This window comes from Aggregatibacter kilianii (assembly GCF_003129965.1).
GTDB lineage: Bacteria > Pseudomonadota > Gammaproteobacteria > Enterobacterales > Pasteurellaceae > Aggregatibacter > Aggregatibacter kilianii_A.
Window position 1 is genome coordinate 139,836 of record NZ_NRCJ01000005.1, and the last position, 20,564, is coordinate 160,399.

Annotated in this window: 22 protein-coding genes, 1 riboswitch and 1 other annotated feature; of the genes, 19 read left to right on the forward strand and 3 right to left on the reverse strand. The window is 46.7% G+C overall.

Annotated features, from left to right (window positions below):
• Positions 1 to 119 precede the first annotated feature (119 nt).
• From csrA to ruvX, 7 genes are all read left to right on the forward strand, one after another.
• Positions 120 to 302, forward strand: coding sequence for a carbon storage regulator CsrA (gene csrA, locus DK430_RS05075; RefSeq protein ID WP_005702075.1), 183 nt, complete (start codon positions 120 to 122; stop codon positions 300 to 302).
• 32 nt (positions 303 to 334) lie between these two features.
• Positions 335 to 1,699, forward strand: a complete 1,365-nt coding sequence (locus tag DK430_RS05080; RefSeq protein WP_109078022.1) for a phosphohexomutase domain-containing protein — start codon at positions 335 to 337, stop codon at positions 1,697 to 1,699.
• Between the two features lie 76 nt (positions 1,700 to 1,775).
• Positions 1,776 to 2,663 carry a UTP--glucose-1-phosphate uridylyltransferase GalU gene (galU, locus tag DK430_RS05085; protein ID WP_109078023.1) on the forward strand — a complete coding sequence of 296 codons (888 nt, stop codon included), beginning with the start codon at positions 1,776 to 1,778 and terminating at the stop codon, positions 2,661 to 2,663.
• A 152-nt stretch (positions 2,664 to 2,815) separates the two neighbouring features.
• On the forward strand, positions 2,816 to 3,133 hold the full coding sequence (gene metJ / locus DK430_RS05090; RefSeq protein WP_109078024.1) for a met regulon transcriptional regulator MetJ: 318 nt from the start codon (positions 2,816 to 2,818) through the stop codon (positions 3,131 to 3,133).
• 87 nt (positions 3,134 to 3,220) lie between these two features.
• Positions 3,221 to 3,955 carry a 16S rRNA (uracil(1498)-N(3))-methyltransferase gene (gene rsmE / locus DK430_RS05095; RefSeq protein WP_109078025.1) on the forward strand — a complete coding sequence of 245 codons (735 nt, stop codon included), beginning with the start codon at positions 3,221 to 3,223 and terminating at the stop codon, positions 3,953 to 3,955.
• Between the two features lie 16 nt (positions 3,956 to 3,971).
• The gene (locus tag DK430_RS05100) at positions 3,972 to 4,529 is read left to right on the forward strand and encodes a YqgE/AlgH family protein (protein WP_204352519.1); all 558 of its coding nucleotides are present in this window, start codon (positions 3,972 to 3,974) and stop codon (positions 4,527 to 4,529) included.
• Positions 4,529 to 4,948, forward strand: coding sequence for a Holliday junction resolvase RuvX (gene ruvX, locus DK430_RS05105; RefSeq protein WP_109078027.1), 420 nt, complete (start codon positions 4,529 to 4,531; stop codon positions 4,946 to 4,948). The genes DK430_RS05100 and ruvX overlap by 1 nt, the downstream gene beginning before the upstream one ends.
• Before the next feature lie 97 nt (positions 4,949 to 5,045).
• Here ruvX and eno read toward each other — a convergent pair whose 3' ends face one another.
• A complete protein-coding gene (gene eno, locus DK430_RS05110) occupies positions 5,046 to 6,356 on the reverse strand; it encodes a phosphopyruvate hydratase (RefSeq protein WP_109078028.1) in 1,311 nt (436 codons plus the stop codon).
• Between the two features lie 214 nt (positions 6,357 to 6,570).
• On the reverse strand, positions 6,571 to 7,221 hold the full coding sequence (thiE, locus tag DK430_RS05115; protein ID WP_109078029.1) for a thiamine phosphate synthase: 651 nt from the start codon (positions 7,219 to 7,221) through the stop codon (positions 6,571 to 6,573).
• Positions 7,222 to 7,276: 55 nt separating this feature from the next.
• A riboswitch (TPP riboswitch) is annotated at positions 7,277 to 7,377 on the reverse strand.
• A 161-nt stretch (positions 7,378 to 7,538) separates the two neighbouring features.
• On the opposite strand from thiE, the gene DK430_RS05120 reads away from it, so the two are divergent.
• Together DK430_RS05120 and DK430_RS05125 are read left to right on the forward strand one after the other, a co-directional pair.
• Positions 7,539 to 7,784, forward strand: coding sequence for an AbrB/MazE/SpoVT family DNA-binding domain-containing protein (locus DK430_RS05120; protein WP_109078030.1), 246 nt, complete (start codon positions 7,539 to 7,541; stop codon positions 7,782 to 7,784).
• Positions 7,778 to 8,095 carry a type II toxin-antitoxin system PemK/MazF family toxin gene (locus tag DK430_RS05125; protein ID WP_204352514.1) on the forward strand — a complete coding sequence of 106 codons (318 nt, stop codon included), beginning with the start codon at positions 7,778 to 7,780 and terminating at the stop codon, positions 8,093 to 8,095. Before DK430_RS05120 ends, DK430_RS05125 begins: the two co-directional genes overlap by 7 nt.
• An 84-nt stretch (positions 8,096 to 8,179) precedes the next feature.
• Here DK430_RS05125 and pyrG read toward each other — a convergent pair whose 3' ends face one another.
• A complete protein-coding gene (gene pyrG, locus DK430_RS05130) occupies positions 8,180 to 9,814 on the reverse strand; it encodes a glutamine hydrolyzing CTP synthase (RefSeq protein WP_109078032.1) in 1,635 nt (544 codons plus the stop codon).
• A 227-nt stretch (positions 9,815 to 10,041) separates the two neighbouring features.
• Here pyrG and brnQ point away from each other — a divergent pair, with 227 nt between their 5' ends.
• The 10 genes from brnQ (at position 10,042) to hisF (ending at position 20,492) form a co-directional block, all read left to right on the forward strand.
• Complete coding sequence (brnQ, locus tag DK430_RS05135) at positions 10,042 to 11,343, forward strand: branched-chain amino acid transport system II carrier protein (protein ID WP_109078033.1); 1,302 nt, start codon at positions 10,042 to 10,044, stop codon at positions 11,341 to 11,343.
• 126 nt (positions 11,344 to 11,469) lie between these two features.
• Positions 11,470 to 11,608, forward strand: a sequence feature (His leader region).
• Positions 11,609 to 11,639: 31 nt separating this feature from the next.
• Positions 11,640 to 12,539, forward strand: a complete 900-nt coding sequence (gene hisG, locus DK430_RS05140) for an ATP phosphoribosyltransferase (RefSeq protein WP_109078034.1) — start codon at positions 11,640 to 11,642, stop codon at positions 12,537 to 12,539.
• 215 nt (positions 12,540 to 12,754) lie between these two features.
• A complete protein-coding gene (hisD, locus tag DK430_RS05145; RefSeq protein WP_109078035.1) occupies positions 12,755 to 14,041 on the forward strand; it encodes a histidinol dehydrogenase in 1,287 nt (428 codons plus the stop codon).
• Between the two features lie 203 nt (positions 14,042 to 14,244).
• Positions 14,245 to 15,300 carry a histidinol-phosphate transaminase gene (gene hisC, locus DK430_RS05150; protein ID WP_109078036.1) on the forward strand — a complete coding sequence of 352 codons (1,056 nt, stop codon included), beginning with the start codon at positions 14,245 to 14,247 and terminating at the stop codon, positions 15,298 to 15,300.
• Between the two features lie 161 nt (positions 15,301 to 15,461).
• Positions 15,462 to 16,550, forward strand: a complete 1,089-nt coding sequence (gene hisB, locus DK430_RS05155; RefSeq protein ID WP_109078037.1) for a bifunctional histidinol-phosphatase/imidazoleglycerol-phosphate dehydratase HisB — start codon at positions 15,462 to 15,464, stop codon at positions 16,548 to 16,550.
• Positions 16,551 to 16,672: 122 nt separating this feature from the next.
• Positions 16,673 to 17,755 carry a putative phage abortive infection protein gene (locus DK430_RS13160; RefSeq protein WP_162616807.1) on the forward strand — a complete coding sequence of 361 codons (1,083 nt, stop codon included), beginning with the start codon at positions 16,673 to 16,675 and terminating at the stop codon, positions 17,753 to 17,755.
• On the forward strand, positions 17,752 to 18,345 hold the full coding sequence (gene hisH / locus DK430_RS05165) for an imidazole glycerol phosphate synthase subunit HisH (RefSeq protein ID WP_109078038.1): 594 nt from the start codon (positions 17,752 to 17,754) through the stop codon (positions 18,343 to 18,345). Before DK430_RS13160 ends, hisH begins: the two co-directional genes overlap by 4 nt.
• A 117-nt stretch (positions 18,346 to 18,462) precedes the next feature.
• Entirely contained in the window at positions 18,463 to 18,918 is a 456-nt protein-coding gene (tnpA, locus tag DK430_RS05170) for an IS200/IS605 family transposase (protein ID WP_109078039.1), read from the forward strand.
• A gap of 72 nt (positions 18,919 to 18,990) precedes the next feature.
• Positions 18,991 to 19,737, forward strand: coding sequence for a 1-(5-phosphoribosyl)-5-[(5-phosphoribosylamino)methylideneamino]imidazole-4-carboxamide isomerase (hisA, locus tag DK430_RS05175; protein ID WP_109078040.1), 747 nt, complete (start codon positions 18,991 to 18,993; stop codon positions 19,735 to 19,737).
• The gene (gene hisF, locus DK430_RS05180) at positions 19,719 to 20,492 is read left to right on the forward strand and encodes an imidazole glycerol phosphate synthase subunit HisF (protein WP_109078041.1); all 774 of its coding nucleotides are present in this window, start codon (positions 19,719 to 19,721) and stop codon (positions 20,490 to 20,492) included. Before hisA ends, hisF begins: the two co-directional genes overlap by 19 nt.
• Positions 20,493 to 20,564 lie beyond the last annotated feature (72 nt).

The following is a 20,564-nucleotide window of genomic DNA, read 5'->3' on the forward strand; positions in this document are numbered from 1 at the left end:
TCGTTTTGTATGCAGTAAGGCAAAACGACGCAGAATAAAAGTAATGTTTAACGTTTTGATAGGGATGTTGGAAGCAAAATAGGGAAGTTGTAAATAAACTATAAAGGTGAGGAGTTTATATGCTAATCTTAACCCGTAAAGTTGGCGAAAGCTTGCTCATCGGCGATGATGTTTCTATCACGATCCTGAATATACGAGGCAACCAAGTCAAAATCGGTGTGCAAGCACCAAAGGATGTTTCTGTTCATAGAGAAGAAATTTACCAACGTATTCATCAAGCAAAGGATGAACAGAAAGCGTAGCAAATTTTTTAATCAATGAAGATGGTGAAATTATGACTAAATTAACTTGCTTTAAGGCTTATGATATCCGTGGTCGCTTAGGCGATGAATTAAACGCAGATATTGTTTATCGTATAGGTCGTGCATTTGGGCAGTTTTTAAAGCCCAAAACAATTGTCGTTGGTGGCGATGTTCGCTTAACGAGCAAAGAACTAAAAAGTGCGGTAACAAATGGATTATTGGATTCCGGTGTTAATGTAATTGATTTAGGTGAAACGGGGACAGAGGAAGTCTATTTTGCTACATCATTTTTGAAAACTGATGGTGGTATTGAAGTTACCGCAAGCCATAACCCGATGGACTATAACGGCTTGAAATTAGTGCGTGAAGGGTCCCGTCCGATTAGCGCGGACACCGGGTTGGCGGATATTCAACGTTTGGCGGAAGAAAATAATTTCCCGCCGGTCACCAAACGTGGCGAGTATAAACAACTTTCCGTACTTGGTGATTACGTTGAACACCTCTTATCTTATATTAATCTCGATTCGCTAAAACCGTTGAAGTTAGTGATTAACTCAGGTAATGGCGCCGCAGGGCACGTGATTGATGCGATTGAAGCGCAATTTAAGGCAAAATGCGTACCTGTCGAGTTCATCAAAGTGCACAATAATCCGGACGGTACGTTCCCGCACGGTATTCCTAATCCGTTGCTACATGAAAACCGTCAGGATACGATTGATGCGGTGTTAAAACATAAAGCGGATATGGGAATCGCATTTGACGGCGATTTCGACCGTTGCTTCCTGTTTGATGAGCACGCAAACTTCATTGAAGGTTATTATATTGTCGGTTTATTGGGTCAGGCATTCCTGCAAAAAAACAAGGGTGCGAAAATCATTTATGATCCGCGTTTAATCTGGAATACGGTGAAATTAGTGGAAGAAAACGGCGGTGAAGCTGTGATGTCTAAATCCGGACACTCTTTCATTAAAGAAAAAATGCGTGCTGTGGATGCCATTTATGGCGGCGAAATGAGCGCGCACCATTATTTCCGTGATTTCTTCTACTGCGATAGCGGCATGATCCCATGGTTATTGGTGATGGAGCTGGTTTCCGTAACCGGTAAATCATTGGGCGAATTGGTGAATAATAGCGTGAATACCTTCCCGTCTCCGGGAGAAATTAACAGCAAATTGGCCGATGCGAAAAGCGCGATTGCCCGCGTGCGTGCCGCATATGAAAAAGATGCCGTGAGCGTCGATGAAATTGACGGTATCAGCATTGAATATCCGAACTGGCGTTTCAATCTGCGTTCATCCAATACCGAGCCGGTGGTTCGTTTGAATCTGGAAACCCGTGGTGATAAACAATTAATGGCGGAAAAAACAGAAGAAATTCTGGCGTTGTTGCGTCAATAAAAACGCTCTGGAAACTAACCGCACTTTTCTTTGTCAGAGAAGTGCGGTCATTTTTATCTAAAAGAAGGAAAACTAAATGAAAGCGATTATTCCTGTTGCAGGCTTAGGTACGCGTATGTTACCTGCTACTAAAGCCATTCCGAAAGAAATGTTAACTTTAGTGGATAAACCGCTAATTCAATATGTGGTAAACGAATGTGTTGCCGCCGGTATTAAAGAAATCGTGTTGGTTACCCATTCATCCAAAAATGCCATCGAAAACCATTTTGATACTTCTTTTGAGTTGGAAACGATGCTGGAAAAACGCGTAAAACGCCAGTTATTGGAAGAAGTGCGTTCAATCGTGCCGAAAAACGTGACCATTATGCACGTTCGCCAAGGTAACGCGAAAGGGTTGGGACACGCCGTATTATGCGGTCGCCCGTTAGTGGGTAATGAACCTTTTGCCGTGGTGTTGCCGGATGTGTTGTTAGCCGAATTTTCTGCCAACCAGAAGAAAGAAAATCTGGCGGCAATGTTAAAACGCTTTAAACAAACCCAAGCCAGCCAAATCATGGTTAGCCCGGTGAAACCTGAAGAAGTCAGTAGTTATGGTATTGCAGACTGTGGTGGTGTTGAAATTCCACCGGGGGAAAGTGCTAAAATCGATAGCATTGTTGAAAAACCGAGCATTGATGAAGCGCCGTCTAATTTGGCGGTGGTCGGTCGTTATGTATTCTCAGCGGCAATTTGGGATTTACTGGAAAAAACACCGGTGGGCGTGGGCGACGAAATTCAGTTGACCGATGCCATTGATATGCTTATCGACAAAGAAACCGTGGAAGCCTTCCACATGACCGGGGTGTCTTATGACTGCGGCGATAAAATCGGCTATATGAAGGCCTTTGTGGAATACGGCTTGCACCACAACAAGCTTGCCGGCGAGTTTAAATCTTATTTAAAAGATTTAGTGAAAACCTTTTAACCCAATTCAATACAATGAGGCATCATAAAGATGCCTTTCTTTTTGTTTATTTTTAGCATGGAAATCTAGCAGTCTTCACGGCTAGATTGTTATTATCTTTATTTTTTATTAAAATATTGCCTCAAACAATAAGGTTATTTCAGGAATCAACTATGGCGGATTGGAGCGGACAATATATTAGTCCTTATGCAGAACACGGTAAAAAAAGCGAACAAGTCAAAAAAATTACGGTATCCATTCCCATTAAAGTGCTTGAGATTCTGACTAACGAGCGTACCCGTCGCCAAATCCGTAATTTACGCCATGCCACCAACAGCGAGCTTCTCTGCGAAGCTTTCCTTCATGCCTTTACCGGGCAACCCTTGCCGACAGATGAAGATTTGTTGAAAGAACGCAGCGATGAAATCCCGGAAGAAGCGAAAGTCATCATGCGTGAGTTAGGCATTGATCCGGATAACTGGGAATATTAATTTCGCAATTTTTCATTTCGTATTTTCGTTTCTCAGTCGGCTTTTCTGCTATGATAGAACAAATTATTTTTACCGGTTTGTTCTATTATGCGAATCCCTCGAATTTATCACCCAACCCCTCTTAATCCGCACACATTTTGTGTGCTTTCGGAAGACGGCGCGAACCACGTCGGTCGTGTTTTGCGTATGCAACCGGGCGATCAACTTGAACTTTTCGATGGTAGCAACCATATATACGAAGCCGTTATTAAAACGGTCACGAAAAAATCCGTTGAAGTGGATGTGTTAAACCGTCAATTGGACGATCGCGAGAGCCCGCTTGCTATTCATTTGGGACAAGTGATTTCCCGTGGTGAGCGCATGGAATTCACCATTCAAAAATCCGTTGAGCTGGGTGTCAATGTGATTACGCCTTTATGGTCAGAACGCTGCGGTGTGAAATTAGACGGCGAACGGATGGAGAAAAAAATCCAACAATGGCAAAAAATCGCCATTGCTGCCTGCGAACAATGCGGACGCAATAAAATTCCGGAAATTCGTCCGTTAATGAAGTTACAACAATGGTGTGCGGAGCCTGACGACGCACTCAAATTAAATTTGCACCCAAGAGCGGCTTATTCTATTCGTACTCTGCCTGAAATACCCGCGGCGGGTGTACGCTTATTAATTGGCTCGGAAGGCGGTTTATCGCCACAAGAAATCGCACAAACCGAACAGCACGGGTTTGTGGAAGTCTTATTAGGAAAACGTGTATTACGCACCGAAACCGCTGCTATGGCGGCAATTACCGCCTTGCAAGTGTGTTTCGGTGATTTAGGATAGAGAAGAACGAAATATGATGGACTTACAAGATCATCTGCTGATTGCCATGCCGAATTTAGATGACAGCTATTTTTATCGCACCGTCATTTATATTTGTGAACATAACGAAAAAGGATCTATGGGCTTGGTGTTAAACCAACCGACGGATTTAAGCATTGCAGAATTAGGCGCCAAAATGAATTTTATGATGGTTACCCACCGCACTTATAACGATAAGCTCGTACTTGCAGGCGGGCCGGTCAATATCGACCGTGGCTTTATTTTGCATACCAACACCAAAGAGCCTTTTGATCACAGCTATCGGGTCAATGACAATCTTATGCTGACCACCTCAGCTGACGTGGTGGACACTTTCGGCACCTTGTTGGAGCCGGAGAAATATTTGGTCACCCTTGGTTGCGCCAGCTGGGAACCGAACCAGTTAGAACAGGAAATTATGAATAATTCCTGGTTGGTGGTGCCGGCGACGGAGCAAATTTTATTCGATTTGCCATACGAACAGCGTTGGTGGGCAGCAAATCAATTGTTGGGCATTGACTCCCATAACTTCGCCGGTCAGGTTGGACACAGTTAATGGGCATTACGGTTCTCGCCTTTGACTTTGGTACAAAAAGTATCGGTTGCGCCGTCGGGCAAAGCATTACCGGCACGGCGCAATCTTTGCCTGCATTTAAAGCGCAAGATGGCATTCCGAATTGGGATGATATTGCGAAATGTATTCAAGAATGGCAGCCGGCGCGTATTGTGGTCGGTTTACCGCTGAATATGGACGGCACCGAACAGCCGTTAACCTTACGCGCCAAGAAATTTGCCAACCGTCTCCATGGGCGTTTTAATTTGCCTGTGGATTTACAAGACGAACGCCTCACTACCACAGAAGCCCGTAGTGAAATTTTCAGTCGTGGCGGTTATCGCGCCCTTAATAAAAGCAAGGTGGACGGCATTTCCGCCTGTTTGATTTTGGAAAGCTGGTTTGAGAATTACGTTGAATAAAGCCCGTTAAAAAACACATAAAAAAATCACCGCACTTTTTATCCTTCAACAAAAAGTGCGGTGTTTTTTTCAAACGTTTTAATGAACGTCTTAGCGATTACGCTTGACCTTTAACCGCTTTTAAGCCCGGGAACGGAGCAGGTGTGCCTGCACGTTCTAACGCTTCTTCAATACGGATTAATTGGTTGTATTTCGCGATACGGTCGGAACGGCTCATAGAACCGGTTTTGATTTGACCTGCTGCAGTACCTACTGCCAAGTCAGCAATGGTCGCATCTTCGGTTTCACCGGAACGGTGAGAGATAACGGCGGTGTAGCCTGCATCTTTCGCCATTTTAATCGCAGCCAAGGTTTCGGTTAAAGAACCAATTTGGTTGAATTTGATTAAGATGGAGTTCGCGATACCTTTTTCGATACCTTCTTTTAAGATTTTGGTGTTGGTCACAAACAAGTCGTCGCCCACTAATTGAACGCGGTCGCCCAATACTTTGGTTTGGTATGCGAAGCCTTCCCAGTCGGATTCGTCCTGACCGTCTTCAATAGACACGATTGGGTATTGTTTGGTTAATTCTTCAAGATAATGAGTGAATTCTTGAGAAGTGAATGAACGGCCTTCACCTTTCATTTCATATTTGCCGGTTTCTTTGTTGTAGAATTCGGAAGAAGCGCAGTCCATCGCTAAAGTGACGTCTTTACCTAACACATAACCCGCTTTTTCAACCGCTTCTTTAATGCAAGCCAATGCTTCTGCGTTGGAAGCCAAGTTTGGTGCGAAACCGCCTTCGTCACCCACAGCGGTGTTCAAGCCTTTGCCTTTTAATACTTTAGCAAGATTGTGGAACACTTCGGCACCGATGCGTAGCGCTTCGCGTAAGGTTTTTGCGCCGACCGGTTGGATCATGAATTCTTGAATATCAACGTTGTTGTCTGCGTGTTCACCACCGTTGATGATGTTCATCATTGGTAATGGCATTGAATATACGCCCGGAGTACCGTTGAGTTCGGCGATGTAAGCGTAAAGCGGAAGACCTTTAGAGGCGGCTGCGGCTTTCGCGTTAGCAAGAGAAACCGCAAGAATGGCGTTTGCGCCGAATTTGGATTTGTTGTCTGTGCCGTCTAAATCGATCATGATTTGGTCAATTTCGGCTTGGTTTGAACCATCTTTACCGATGATGGCTTCTGCAATCGGACCGTTTACCGCTGCAACTGCTTTTAATACACCTTTACCTAAGAAACGGGATTTATCGCCGTCGCGTAATTCCAAGGCTTCGCGAGAACCGGTGGAAGCACCTGAAGGCGCTGCTGCAAGACCGACGAAACCGCCTTCTAAATGAACTTCCGCTTCAACAGTTGGGTTACCGCGAGAGTCGATAATTTCGCGACCAATGACTTTAACGATTTTTGCCATTTTATTTTCCTCATATAAGTTAATTAAAACCAGTTAGGGCAAGTCCTAAAATGCCAAGTATAATAAAGCTATTTTGCCATTTTGTCTTGTAAAAAATGCGCCGAACTTGATTTGGATCCTATTTCCGAGGCAAAAGTGCGGTTGAAATTCAGGATGTTTTTCACATTGCCGAAAGGGATTATCGAACCTGATCGGACCAATGCCGAAAATACCCTTAAGCAAAAAATTTGAGCAAATTTTTGACCGCACTTTGCCAGTCTTTTGCCTGTGTAATAGCGCTGACCACCGCAATACTTCCCACGCCGGTGGCTAAAATCTCGGCAAAATTCTCTTCTTTTATGCCGCCGATAGCAACGCTTGGCATATCGCCGAGCAGTTGCACTTGACGGGCTAAATTTACAACACCTTGTGGGGCGGAGGGCATGGCTTTGGTTTGCGTCGGGAAAATATGCCCGCAGGCAACATAGGAGGGACGCAACGGCAACACACGGGCAATTTCTTCCGCATCGTGGGTGGACACACCAAGGCGCAGTCCCGCCTGCTGAATGGCGACCAAATCCGCATCGGCAAGATCTTCCTGCCCCAAATGCACGCCGTAAGCCTTATGTTTCACCGCAAGTTGCCAAAAGTCGTTAATAAATAACCGCACTTGATGCTGACGCGCCAATTCGATACAACGGGCAATTTCTTTTTCCGCCTGTTCGGGCGAGCGATTTTTAATACGGATTTGCAGGGTTTTCACGCCAGCATGAATCAGCCGCTCAATCCATTCATAACTGTCCACAATGGCATACAAGCCGAGTTTAAATTCGGTACGTGCAAAAGGTTCCGACGGCGCGATAAGACAAGGTTCTGACGTTGACATAACAAACTCCAAAGGTTGATGAAAAGGGGTTGTGTGAAGCGACAGAAAGGCGGTTGAAAGGAGAGAACTTGTTTCCTACGCGGGCATTAACCCACAGGTTCCACGGATCCCGCTGTTCCCAGCGATCTCAGCCTTCCGGCACTCCGACAAGAGGGTTTCACTATAATCAAAGGGAAGTGGAAGAACAAGGAATAGACCAGTTTTTTGTGAGACGGATCACGTTGAAAAAACAAAAAGTGCGGTCGGTTTTTGGAGTGAATTTTATTGAAAAAAAATGATGGATAAATATAATAACTTTGTTATTACAGGAGGCGAAAATGAATGTGACATTAAGAAAACTAGGAAATTCCCAAGCGGTCATCATTCCTAAAGCGATTTTATTGCAATTGGGTTTGAGCGAATCGCTGAATATGGAAGTAGTACAGGATAAAATCGTATTGTCGAAACCAAAAACACCCGTTCGTGAAGGTTGGGCGTTAGCGGCGCAAGAAATCGCGGCAGAAGGTGATGATACATTGGTGTTGGATATGCCGTTGGAAAGCGATGAGGAATGGCAATGGTAAGAGGTGATATTTATTTGGTGAATTTGGATCCGACCGTAGGGCATGAAATTCAGAAAACCCGACCTTGCGTGATTGTATCGCCGCCGGAAATTCATAATCACTTAAAAACGGCACTCATTGCACCGATGACCACAGGGAACCGCCCGGCACCTTTTCGGGTTGAGGTGAGTTTTCAAGGCAAGACGGGATTAATTTTAACGGAGCAAATTCGTGCGGTGGATAAAGTGCGTTTAGTGAAGAAAATCGGTGCATTAGATAACGAAACATTGAAGCAATTGCTTTCGATCCTACAACAAATGTTCAGCGAATAAATTATCAGCCTTTAGAAAACAAAAAGTGCGGTCAAAAATCCATGTGTTTTTTCGACCGTACTTTTTTATTTTTCCGGTAATCCGTTAATCGGATTTTTTCTGATTGTCTTTTGCCGCTTTGATGAAGCCTTCAAATAACGGGTGACCGTCGCGCGGGGTGGAGGTGAATTCCGGGTGGAATTGGCAGGCGACGAACCAAGGATGATTTGGCACTTCGATAATTTCCACCAGTTTTTTATCGGCGGATAAACCGGTCACTTTCAAGCCTGCTTTTTCGATTTGCGGCAGCAATACGTTGTTCACTTCGTAGCGGTGGCGATGGCGTTCTTCGATGGTTTCGGCGCCGTATAATTGGCGCGCCAGGCTGCCTTCCGCCAAATGGCATTTTTGTGCGCCGAGACGCATGGTGCCGCCCAAGTCGGATTCATCGTTGCGCACTTCGGTATTGCCGTCGGCATCTTGCCATTCGGTGATTAAGCCCACTACCGGTTGTTCACAAGTGCGGTCGAATTCGGAAGAGTTTGCGTGGCTCATGCCGGCAACATTGCGGGCAAATTCGATTAACGCCACTTGCATCCCCAAGCAAATGCCTAAATACGGAATGTTATTTTCGCGCGCATATTTGGCGGTGAGAATTTTGCCTTCCACGCCGCGATAGCCGAAACCGCCCGGCACTAAAATGCCGTCTAAGCCTTTTAAGATTTCCACGCCTTTGGTTTCCACATCTTGCGAGTCGATATATTTAATGTTCACGGTGAGGCGATTTTTCAAGCCTGCGTGTTTTAAAGCTTCGTTTACGGATTTGTAAGCGTCCGGCAATTCGGTGTATTTGCCCACCATGCCGATGGTGACTTCGCCCGTCGGGTTGGCTTGTTGATACAGCACTTGCTCCCATTCGGACAAATCCGCTTCCGGGCAGGTTAAATGGAAACGATCACAAATAAAATCGTCCAATCCTTGAGATTTCAATAACGCCGGAATTTGGTAAATGGAGGAGACGTCTTTCAAGGAAATCACCGCGCGTTCCGGCACGTTACAGAATAGCGCGATTTTGGCGCGTTCGTTCGGCGGAATCATGCGGTCGGAGCGGCAAATCAACACGTCCGGCTGAATCCCGATGGACAGTAGCTCTTTCACGGAATGTTGCGTCGGTTTGGTTTTCACTTCGCCGGCAGTCGGAATGTACGGCACAAGCGTTAAGTGCATGAAAATGGTGCGTTCGCGGCCCACTTGCACCGCAAGCTGACGCAGGGCTTCCAAAAACGGCAGGGATTCAATGTCGCCCACCGTGCCGCCTACTTCCACGATAGCCACATCATGACCTGCCGCGCCGTCAATGACGCGTGCTTTGATTTCGTTGGTAATGTGCGGAATCACTTGAATGGTGGCGCCCAAATAGTCGCCGCGACGTTCTTTGCGTAACACTTCGGAGTAGATTTTGCCGGTGGTGAAGTTGTTACGTTTGGTCATTTTGGTACGAATAAAACGTTCGTAGTGGCCCAAATCCAAGTCCGTTTCTGCGCCGTCTTGGGTAACGAACACTTCGCCGTGCTGGGTCGGGCTCATGGTGCCCGGATCGACGTTGATGTAAGGGTCGAGTTTCATGATCGTGACGTTCAAGCCGCGCGCTTCTAAAATTGCCGCAAGGGATGCCGCCGCAATGCCTTTACCAAGCGAAGAAACCACACCGCCTGTGACGAAAATATAATTGGTAGCCATAAGAAACCTATTTGTTGCTATTGGGATGGATGGAAAAATTAGGATAAATATAATCTATCAAGACGGGAGCGTAGTTTACAACAAAGGCAGGATGAACTCAATTGCCGCGCGGGCGAATTACGCCGAAAAGTGCGGTCGAAAAACACAGCGTTTTTTGTGCTTTCATTACGAATTGCAGGGCTTTTGTAGTAGAATGCCACGGTTTTTATTACCTAAGAGAAAGAATTATGTTTTCACGCAAAGATATTGTTGTTTTAGGCATGATGATTTTCGCGCTGTTTTTGGGCGCCGGAAACATTATTTTCCCGCCGATGGAAGGTTACACCGCAGGTCAGCATTGGGCGACCGCCGCCTTAGGATTTGTGCTCACCGGCGTCTTCATGCCGTTTATCACTTTGGTGATAGTGTCCGTGTTGGGGCGCGGCGAAGAATTGACGCGCGATTTACCGAAATGGGCGGAAGTGTTGTTTTTAGCCACCTTGTATTTGGTGATCGGTTCCACTTTCGCCATGCCTCGCATTACCAACGTCGCCTATGAAATGGCGTTAGTACCTCTGGATATTGTGGCGGATACCCCCGCAACCCACCTGATTTTCGCCGTGGTCTTCAATATCATCGCCATGCTATTTATGCTCAAACCGAACACCATTATTTCCAGCGTAGGCAAATTCATGACGCCGGCGTTGTTAGTGTTGTTGGTTGTCGTCACCGTTACCGTGTTTATTTCACCGTTATCCGACATTGCCGAACCGACCAAAAGCTATGCCGACGGCTCCGCGCTGACCACGGGCTTAATCAGCGGTTATCAAACCATGGACGTCTTGGCGGCGATTGCTTTCGGCGGCATTGTCGCCCGTGCCTTAAGCGCGAAAAACGTCACCGAACCGCAAAAAATCCTGCGTTACACTATTTCCGCCGGCTGCATTTCGGTGGTTTTATTAGCCGCACTTTATTTTTCGCTGTTCTATCTCGGCGCCACCAGTGACCAAGTGGCACAAGGCGCGAGCAACGGCGGACAGATTTTCTCCCGTTATGTGGGCGTGCTATTCGGCAAAGAAGGCTCCTGGATTATGTCCGGCATCATCTTCCTGGCAAGTTTAACCACCTTAGTGGGCGTCACCAGTGCTTGTGCTTACTACTTCGCCAAATTCTCCACCCGTTTGCCGTATTCCTTCTGGGTGGTGTTATTTACCATCATGACGATCATTATTTCCGAAAACGGCTTAACCAAATTACTGCAAGTGACCATTCCGGCACTGTTATTGATCTACCCGGTGGCGATCATGCTGGTGGTGTTGCAATTCGTGCGTGCCAAATTGCCTTGTGTGAAATTAAGCTACAGCGCCACCATCGCCGTCACCGTCTGTTTCAGCCTGTGCGACAGCTTAAATAACGTGGAATTGTTGCCTGACGGCATAAAACAACTGCTCGCCAACTTCCCGTTATATGACAACGGCTTGGCGTGGTTGATTCCGGCGTTGAGCATGATGGTGTTAACCATGTTGATAGGAAAAGTCGCGAAAAAATAGCGGATGAATTTTTACCTCGAAGACATTTTCTGCAAAAAATCCCTTGCATATACATTTTTTCTTGGTTATATTCTGGCCATCTTTTGATTAAAAAGGATTCATTATGTACTTGACTAACGCATTACACCATCATCACCGTTTACCTGAATAATCTTTCGGGCATTCGGCGTGTTCGGGAGATAACTTCCGAGTACGAGTGAAATGCAGACATAATCAATCACCGTTTAACAACCCCTCGGAAGGCAACTTTCGAGGGGTTTTGCTTTTTTAGTTTTTCACAAAATGAGGGTAACAACATGACTGACAAACAACGTTTACGCATCGCCATGCAAAAGAAAGGTCGCTTAAGCAAAGACTGCGCGGAATTGCTGGGACAATGCGGCGTGAAAATTAACTGGAACGAGCAACGCCTCATCGCCTATGCGGAAAATATGCCCATCGAAATCCTGCGCGTGCGTGACGATGATATTCCCGGCCTGATTTTCGACGGCGTGGCGGATCTCGGCATTATCGGCGAAAACGTGCTGGAGGAAGAAGAATTAGGGCGTATCGCCGCCGGTGAAACGGTCGCCTATAAAAAGCTACGCCAGTTGGATTTCGGCGGTTGCCGTTTGTCGTTAGCGGTGGATCGCGATTATCAATATAACGGCGTACAAGATTTCGCCAATGCCCGTATTGCTACTTCTTACCCGAACTTACTCAAACGTTACATGAAAGCGCAAGGCGTGCCGTTTAAAAGCACGTTGCTGAACGGCTCTGTCGAAGTCGCCCCTAGCGCAGGACTTGCCGACGCTATCTGCGATTTAGTCTCCTCCGGTGCCACGTTAGAAGCCAACGGTTTGAAAGAAGTGGAAGTGATTTATCGTTCCAAAGCCTGTTTAATTCAACGCGCCGAACCGCTTTCAGTGGAAAAACAAGCCCTGGTGGATAAACTCCTCACCCGCATTCAAGGTGTGCAACAAGCCGCCGAGTCCAAATACATCATGCTGCACGCCCCGAAAAATAAACTTGAAGAAATCACCGCACTTTTACCCGGCGCAGAAAACCCGACCATCCTGCCGCTGGCGCACGACGATTCCAAAGTGGCAATGCACGTCGTCAGCCAAGAAAACCTGTTCTGGGAAACCATGGAGCGGTTAAAAGACATTGGCGCCAGTTCGATTTTGGTATTGCCGATTGAGAAGATGATGGAATGAGTTGTTACTTTCTTTGCGTCGCCAAAGAAAGTAACCAAAGAAAGGGCCCCTGCTTTGCCTTTCTTCCTGAAAAATTCAAAATTTGCTTCACGGAAATTTCCGAACTCGCTACGCTCAAACATGCGGAAATTTCCTACAAATTTTAAATTTTTCAGGTGGCAAAGAAGGGAACCCGATCCAACATACAATCATTTTTTAAATAATAGGAAAATAATATGCAAACCCTTATATGGAACGAACTCAGCTCAGCTGAAAAACAACAAGCCCTTACTCGCCCGGCGATTTCCGCCTCGGGGGAGATTAAAAGTGCGGTGGAAAATATCGTTAAATTTGTGCAACAGGAAGGCGATAAGGCGTTGTTTGAACTTACGGAAAAATTCGACAAAACCCAACTTGACAGCCTGATCGTTACCCGACAACAAATTGCGGACGCCACGGCGCGTATTCCCGAGCCGTTAAAGCGGGCGATTCAAAACGCCAAGCGCAATATCACTGCGTTTCACGAGGCGCAAAAACCGCAGGCGGTGGATATTGAAACTCAGCCGGGTGTGCGTTGTCAGGTGGTGACGCGCCCGATAAATCGCGTCGGTTTGTATATTCCGGGCGGTTCCGCGCCGTTGTTTTCTACCGTGCTGATGCTTGCCATTCCGGCGCAAATTGCGGGTTGTAAGAAAGTTGTGTTGTGTTCGCCGCCACCCATTGCCGATGAAATTCTTTATGCCGCGGATTTGTGCGGTGTGCAAACCATTTACGCGGTGGGGGGCGCGCAAGCCATTGTGGCGATGGCGTTAGGCACGCAAAGCGTAGCGAAGGTGGATAAAATTTTCGGGCCGGGCAATGCCTTTGTGACGGAAGCCAAACGCCAGGTCAGTCAAATGATTAACGGCGCCAATATCGATATGCCGGCAGGTCCATCGGAAGTGCTGGTGATTGCCGATGAACAGGCGGAACCGGAATTTGTCGCTTCCGATTTGCTTTCGCAAGCGGAACACGGTGCGGATTCGCAGGTGATTTTGGTCACGCCTTCAAAAACGCTGGCAAAACAGACCGCACTTTGTGTGGAACAACAGCTCGCCCAGCTGCCCCGTGCAGAAATCGCTCGTAAAGCGTTATCTCACAGCCGCATTCTTATCGCCGAGGATTTGGCTCAATGCGTCGCCATCAGCAATGAATACGCGCCGGAACACCTCATAGTGCAAACCCAAAAAGCGCGCGAGTTGTTGCCTCAATTGGACAACGCCGGCTCCATTTTCCTCGGCGCCTACTCGCCTGAAAGCATGGGCGACTACGCCAGCGGCACCAACCACGTTCTGCCGACTTACGGCTACACGCGCACGTATTCCAGCCTCGGTTTGGCGGATTTCAGCAAACGTATGACCGTGCAGGAACTCACCCCGCAAGGCTTTAAAGATCTCGCTGAAACCGTGGAGTTGATGGCGCAGGCGGAGCAGTTGGATGCGCACAAAATGGCGGTGAGTTTGAGACTGAAAAAACTTTCATAAAAATTAACCGCTCTTTATATTCCCCTCGCCCGCTTGCGGGAGAGGGTGGAGAAAATCCGAAGGATTTTCGGAGGGAGAGGGGACTCATAAATTTCTCAGAAAAAAATGAACGCTCTTTCCCCTCTCTCTGCTTTCCGCTACTAAACGTAGCTTCAAGCTGTCTCTCTCCCGCAAGCGGGCGAGAGGAAAAAACAGGAAAAATTATGACAATCACAACATTATCCCGACAAAACGTCCAGGCCCTTACGCCGTATCAATCCGCCCGTAAACTCGGTGGCAACGGCACCATTTGGTTGAATGCGAACGAATACCCAACCTCGCCTGAATTCCAACTTTCAGGCAAGGATTTAAACCGTTATCCCGAACCCCAACCGCTGGCGGTGGTGCAGGGCTATGCCGACTATGCCGGCGTGTTGCCTGAAAATGTGCTGGTTACGCGTGGCGGCGATGAAGGCATTGAACTGCTCATTCGTGCCTTTTGCGAGCCTGAACAAGACGCGATTTTGTTCTGCCCGCCGACTTACGGCATGTATGCCGTGAGTGCCGAAACCGCAGGCGTGCCATGCAAAACCGTGCCGTTAACCGCCGATTTTCAGCTAAATCTGCCGGAAATCAAAAAACATCTTGATGGCGTGAAAGTGGTGTTTGTGTGCAGCCCGAACAACCCGACGGGCAATCTTCTCAATCGCTCGGATTTGCTCGAGCTGTTGCAAATCACGGCGGGCAAGGCCATTGTGGTGGTGGACGAAGCCTATATTGAATTTTGCCCTGAAGCCACGCTTGCAAAAGAACTGAAAAATTACCCGCACTTAGCCATTATCAGAACCCTTTCCAAAGCCTTCGCCTTGGCAGGTTTGCGTTGCGGTTTTGTATTGGCGAATGCCGAGTTAATTCAGATTTTGAGCAAAGTGATTGCGCCATATCCGATTCCCGTACCAAGCGCCGACATCGCCGAACAAGCCTTGCAACCCGCAAACATCGCCACCGTTCAAGCCCGTACGCAGGACATTTTAGCCAACCGCCAATGGCTCGCCGAAGCCCTTTCCGCCTTGCCGCAAGTGGAAAAGGTGTACGACAGCGAAGCCAATTATTTGCTCTTTAAATGCCAAAACGGACAGGCTGTATTTAAGGCGTTATGGGAGCAGGGGATTATTTTAAGAGATCAGAATAAGGCGTTAGGCTTGAAGGATTGTATTCGGGTGACGGTGGGGACGAGGGAGGAGAATCAAGCTGTTATAGAAGCGATTAAACAGATCTAAGATGCCCTGCCTAGGGTAGCAGAGCTACCCTAGGTTAGGCATAATTCTGCCCCTTTGGGGCAGGCTAGTTTGTACCCCAAAGGGGTACGGTTATAACTAACCTAGGGTAACTTGTTACCCTAGGTACAGAAGCGATACACAACATACATAGGAAGAAAAATATGCAACCCACCCTTTTCATCGACCGCGACGGCACGCTGATTGACGAGCCGAAAACCGATTTCCAAATTGACAGCCTTGAGAAGCTGAAATTTGAGCCGAACGTGATTCCCGCGTTGCTCAAACTCAAAGGCAAATACCGCTTTGTGATGGTGTCCAACCAAGATGGGCTTGGCACGGATTCTTTCCCGCAAGCGGATTTCGACAAACCGCACAACGCCATGATGGCGCTGTTTAAATCGCAGGGCATTGAATTTGACGACGTGCTGATTTGCCCGCACAAACCTGAAGACAACTGCGCTTGCCGCAAGCCGAAAACCAAATTGCTGAAAAAATACATCGACAAAAACTTGTTCGATCCCGACCGCTCTTTTGTCATCGGCGACCGCGCGACAGACGTACAATTGGCGGAGAATCTTGGCATTCGCGCGCTGCAATATCACCCTGAAAAATTAAACTGGGATTTGATCGCGGAAAAACTGTTCGGCGAACCCGTTACTAACATCGGTAACCGCCCGCCGCGTTACGCGGAAGTGTCGCGCAAAACCAAAGAAACGGACATCAAGGTGCAAGTGTGGCTGGACGAAACAGGCGTGAACCAAATCAGCACGGGCGTAGGCTTTTTTGACCACATGCTGGATCAAATCGCCACCCACGGCGGTTTCCGCATGAACGTCAGCTGCAAAGGCGACTTACACATTGACGAACACCACACCGTGGAAGACACCGCTCTTGCCTTAGGCCAAGCATTAAAGCAAGCTATCGGCGACAAACGTGGCATCGCCCGTTTCGGCTTCGTGCTGCCGATGGACGAATGCAAAGCGGAATGCGCGCTGGATTTATCCGGTCGCCCGTGGATCAAATTCAATGCAAAATTCAAACGGGACAAAGTAGGCGATTTCAGCACTGAACTCACCGAACACTTCTTTCAATCCCTCGCGTTTTCGCTGCTCGCCACGTTGCACTTGAAAGCTACCGGCGACAACGACCACCACAAAATTGAGAGTTTGTTTAAGGTTTTTGGACGGACGTTGAGACAGGCGATTCGGATTGAGGGGGAGGAGTTGCCGAGTTCGAAGGGCGTGTTATGATTCTCCCAATCTTCCCCTCGCCCGCTTGCGGGAGAGGGTGGAGAAAATCCGAAGGATTTTCGGAGGGAGAGGGGGAAAAGTGCGGTTGGTTTTTGAAGTGTTTTTAATTTAAGGAATCAATAATGTTTAAGGAAATTTTAGATTTTATTAAAAATAATAAATGGTATGTTTTACTTGTCATGGGATTGCTAGGATTATATTTCTATCAATTTCATGGTGGATTATCGTCAGAAAGTGAAAAGTGGGATCATTTCGGTAGCTATATTGGAGGTATATTTTCAGCAGTAACTTTGCTAAGTGTTTTACATGGAATGCAATTAGAACGTAAACGCTTTAATGAGCAGAGAATTGAATTTGAAAATGAGAAAAAGGAACAAGAGGAATGGAGAAAAAAAGAAGATTTTGAACGGACTTTCTTTATGATGTTAGAACAGCATAATAATAAAATTAATTTTCTCTTTGATAATAAAATTAATCGAGATAATATGGAGTTGTCTGTTGTTGATTATCTATATCAAGAACTTATTAACTATCCAAAACTTGAAGAAGATTATTGTATTAGGGAAAGATTAGAGTTTGGGGACTTAAAAGGAATTTACGAATATCTAGATTCATATTTCCTTAGTTTATATAAGGTGTTAGATTTTTTGGGGGTAAATAGTGATTTTAATGTAAGTAATAAATATTCTGATATTTTAGTAAGTTATATCCCCAGTAAATTATTGGTTATCCTATCATATCATTTGTATGAAAGACGTAATTCTAGTTTGAGTCATATTAATTATGTAAATGAGTTTTCATTGTTTAAAAACGTAGATCTTTTTATATTGGAAACGGTTTTTATTAGTAAGGTTAGCTTACTTGATAAAGAAGAGGTTTTAAAATTAATAGAATTAATTAAATTTAATCAGTTAAAGGTCTTGGATATTAGGTTGGATACCCTGGAAAGATACTGTGGAGAACATTTCTATTTTGATAAACTTAAAGAGTTTATTGATTCTAGACGAAATAATTCTCCAATCTTAATTAGTGATAAAGATATTTTTGATGATAATTATTTTTTAAATATCTTTTTTTGTATGTTAGTTACCTTTAGTCCAAATGCTTTTAAAGGAAATGATGACTATAAAGTTATAGTCAATGTGTATCAGAAATATTTAGCTTACTTGAAAAATACACTAAATATCGAATGGAAAAAACAATGACCAACATCACCATCATCGACACCGGCTGCGCCAACCTCTCCTCCGTCAAATTCGCCTTTGACCGTTTGGGTTATCGCGCCGAAATCACACGGGATATTCAAAAAATCCAATCTGCCGATAAATTGCTGTTGCCCGGTGTGGGCACGGCGATGGCGGCGATGCGAAATTTAGCGGAGCGTAACCTGATTGACTGCATCCGCAACGCCACTCAGCCCATGCTCGGCATTTGTTTGGGTATGCAGCTGATGACCGAATTTTCCACCGAAGGCAATGTGGCGACGCTCGGTTTAATGCACGGGCAGACGGATCTCATCCCCGACAACGGTTTGCCGTTGCCGCACATGGGCTGGAACAAAGTACGCTACACGCCCGATCATCCGCTATTTGCCGGCATTGAACAGGACAGCCATTTTTACTTCGTCCACAGCTACGCCGTGCAACCCAACGAAAACACCATTGCGACAAGCCATTACGGCGTGGATTTCTCCGCCGCCATCGCCAATAAAAATTTCTACGGCGTGCAATTCCACCCGGAACGCTCAGGCAAAAACGGCGCGTTATTGCTGAGGAATTTTGTTGAGAAGATTTGATTTTGCGAGCGGGGTCGAGAAATTGAGGTAGTGTGGTTGAGACTCTTTTCTACCTAGGGTAACAAGTTACCCTAGGTTAGTTATAGTTCTGCCCCGTTGGGACAGACGGAGAGAGAAATGAGTTATACCAATCTGCTTTATCATATTATTTTTCGGACAAAATATGGGCTTCCAACTATTAATGAAGAAAATGAACAGGTTTTATATCGTTATATTTGGGGATTTGTAGAAGCGCATGATTCGGTTTTATATCGAATAAACGGCATGCCCGATCATTTACATTTATTTATCGAATTGCACCAAACCATTTCAGTTGCTGAATTTGTGCGTAAATTAAAGAAAGCGACACATTTATTCTTAGATGAAAATAAAGATTTATTTCCTGAGTTTACGGAATGGTCAGTGGGATATTGTGCCTTAAGCTATTGTGAGCGAGACAAACAAAAAATTATTAATTACATCAAAAATCAGAAAACGCATCATAAACACTGTGATTTTACGAATGAAATAAAAAATTTATTCCAAGAAGAAGGAATAAATTTCAATCAAGAATACTTTGATCAAAGCCTATAACTGCCCCAACGGGGCAGAACTATAACTAACCTAGGGTAGCTTTGCTACCCTAGGCATAGAGTAGGAGAAAATATGCAAACCTCACAAATCATCCCCGCCCTCGATCTCATCGACGGCCATGTTGTCCGCCTGCACCAAGGCGATTATGCGCAGCAGACCACTTACAGCGATAATCCTATCGAGCAGTTCGCAAGCTATATCCGGCAAGGCGCAGAGCAGTTGCATTTGGTGGATTTAACGGGCGCGAAAGATCCGTCGCAAAGACAGACCGCACTTATCGGCAAGATTATCGCCACCACGCAAAGCCAAATTCAAGTAGGTGGTGGGATTCGTACCGAGCAGGATGTTGCCGATTTGCTGGAAGTGGGGGCGAACCGCGTGGTGATTGGTTCCACGGCGGTGACGCAGCCTGATATGGTGCAAGGCTGGTTTAACAAATACGGCGCGGGAAAATTCGTGTTGGCGCTAGATGTGCGTATCGAAAACGGGCAAAAGTTGGTGGCGATTAAAGGCTGGCAGGAAACCAGTGCGTTGACCCTCGAAAACGTTGTGGAAAACTACCGCACTTTTGGCTTGCAGCACGTGCTTTGCACCGACATTTCCCGCGACGGCACGCTGGCGGGTTCCAACGTGCAGCTTTATCGCGAGGTGTGCGCTAAATTCCCTGACGTGCAGTTCCAGTCTTCCGGCGGCATTGGTTCGCTGGCGGACATAGAATCCTTGAAAGGCACGGGCGTGGCGGGCGTGATCGTAGGGCGCGCGTTGTTGGAAGGCAAATTTAATGTAGCGGAGGCAATCAAATGTTGGCAAAACGGATAATTCCTTGTTTGGACGTGCGCGACGGGCAGGTGGTGAAAGGCGTGCAGTTTCGTAACCACGAAATCATCGGCGACATCGTGCCGTTGGCGCAGCGTTATGCGCAGGAAGGGGCTGACGAGTTAGTGTTTTACGACATCACCGCCTCTTCGGACGGGCGCACCGTGGACAAAAGCTGGGTGGAAAGAGTGGCGCAGGTGATCGACATCCCGTTTTGCGTGGCGGGTGGGATTAAAACTATCGCCGATGCGGAGCAGATTTTCGCTTTCGGTGCGGATAAAATTTCCATCAATTCTCCCGCCCTTGCCGACCCCGAGCTGATTTCCCGCTTGGCGGATCGTTTCGGCGTGCAGGCGATTGTGGTGGGCATCGACAGCTGGTTCGAGCAGGAAACAGGCAAATATTGGGTAAACCAATACACCGGCGACGAAAAACGCACCCGTCAAACCCACTGGCAACTGCTGGATTGGGTGGCGGAAGTGCAACAACGCGGCGCGGGCGAAATCGTGCTGAACATGATGAACCAAGACGGCGTCCGCAACGGCTATGATTTGGCGCAATTAAAACTGGTGCGCCAAGCCTGCCACGTCCCCCTCATCGCCTCCGGCGGCGCCGGCGAAATGGTGCACTTCCGTGATGCTTTTATTGATGCCAACGTGGACGGCGCACTAGCCGCGAGCGTGTTTCATAAACAGATTATCAACATCGGCGAATTGAAAGAGTATTTGGCGCGGGAAGGCGTGGAAGTACGGCGCTAGCGCAAAAAAGTGCGGTCGTTTTTAGAAGTGTTTTTTATAAAACGATGGCGCGCGTTTCCCAACGCGTGCCGG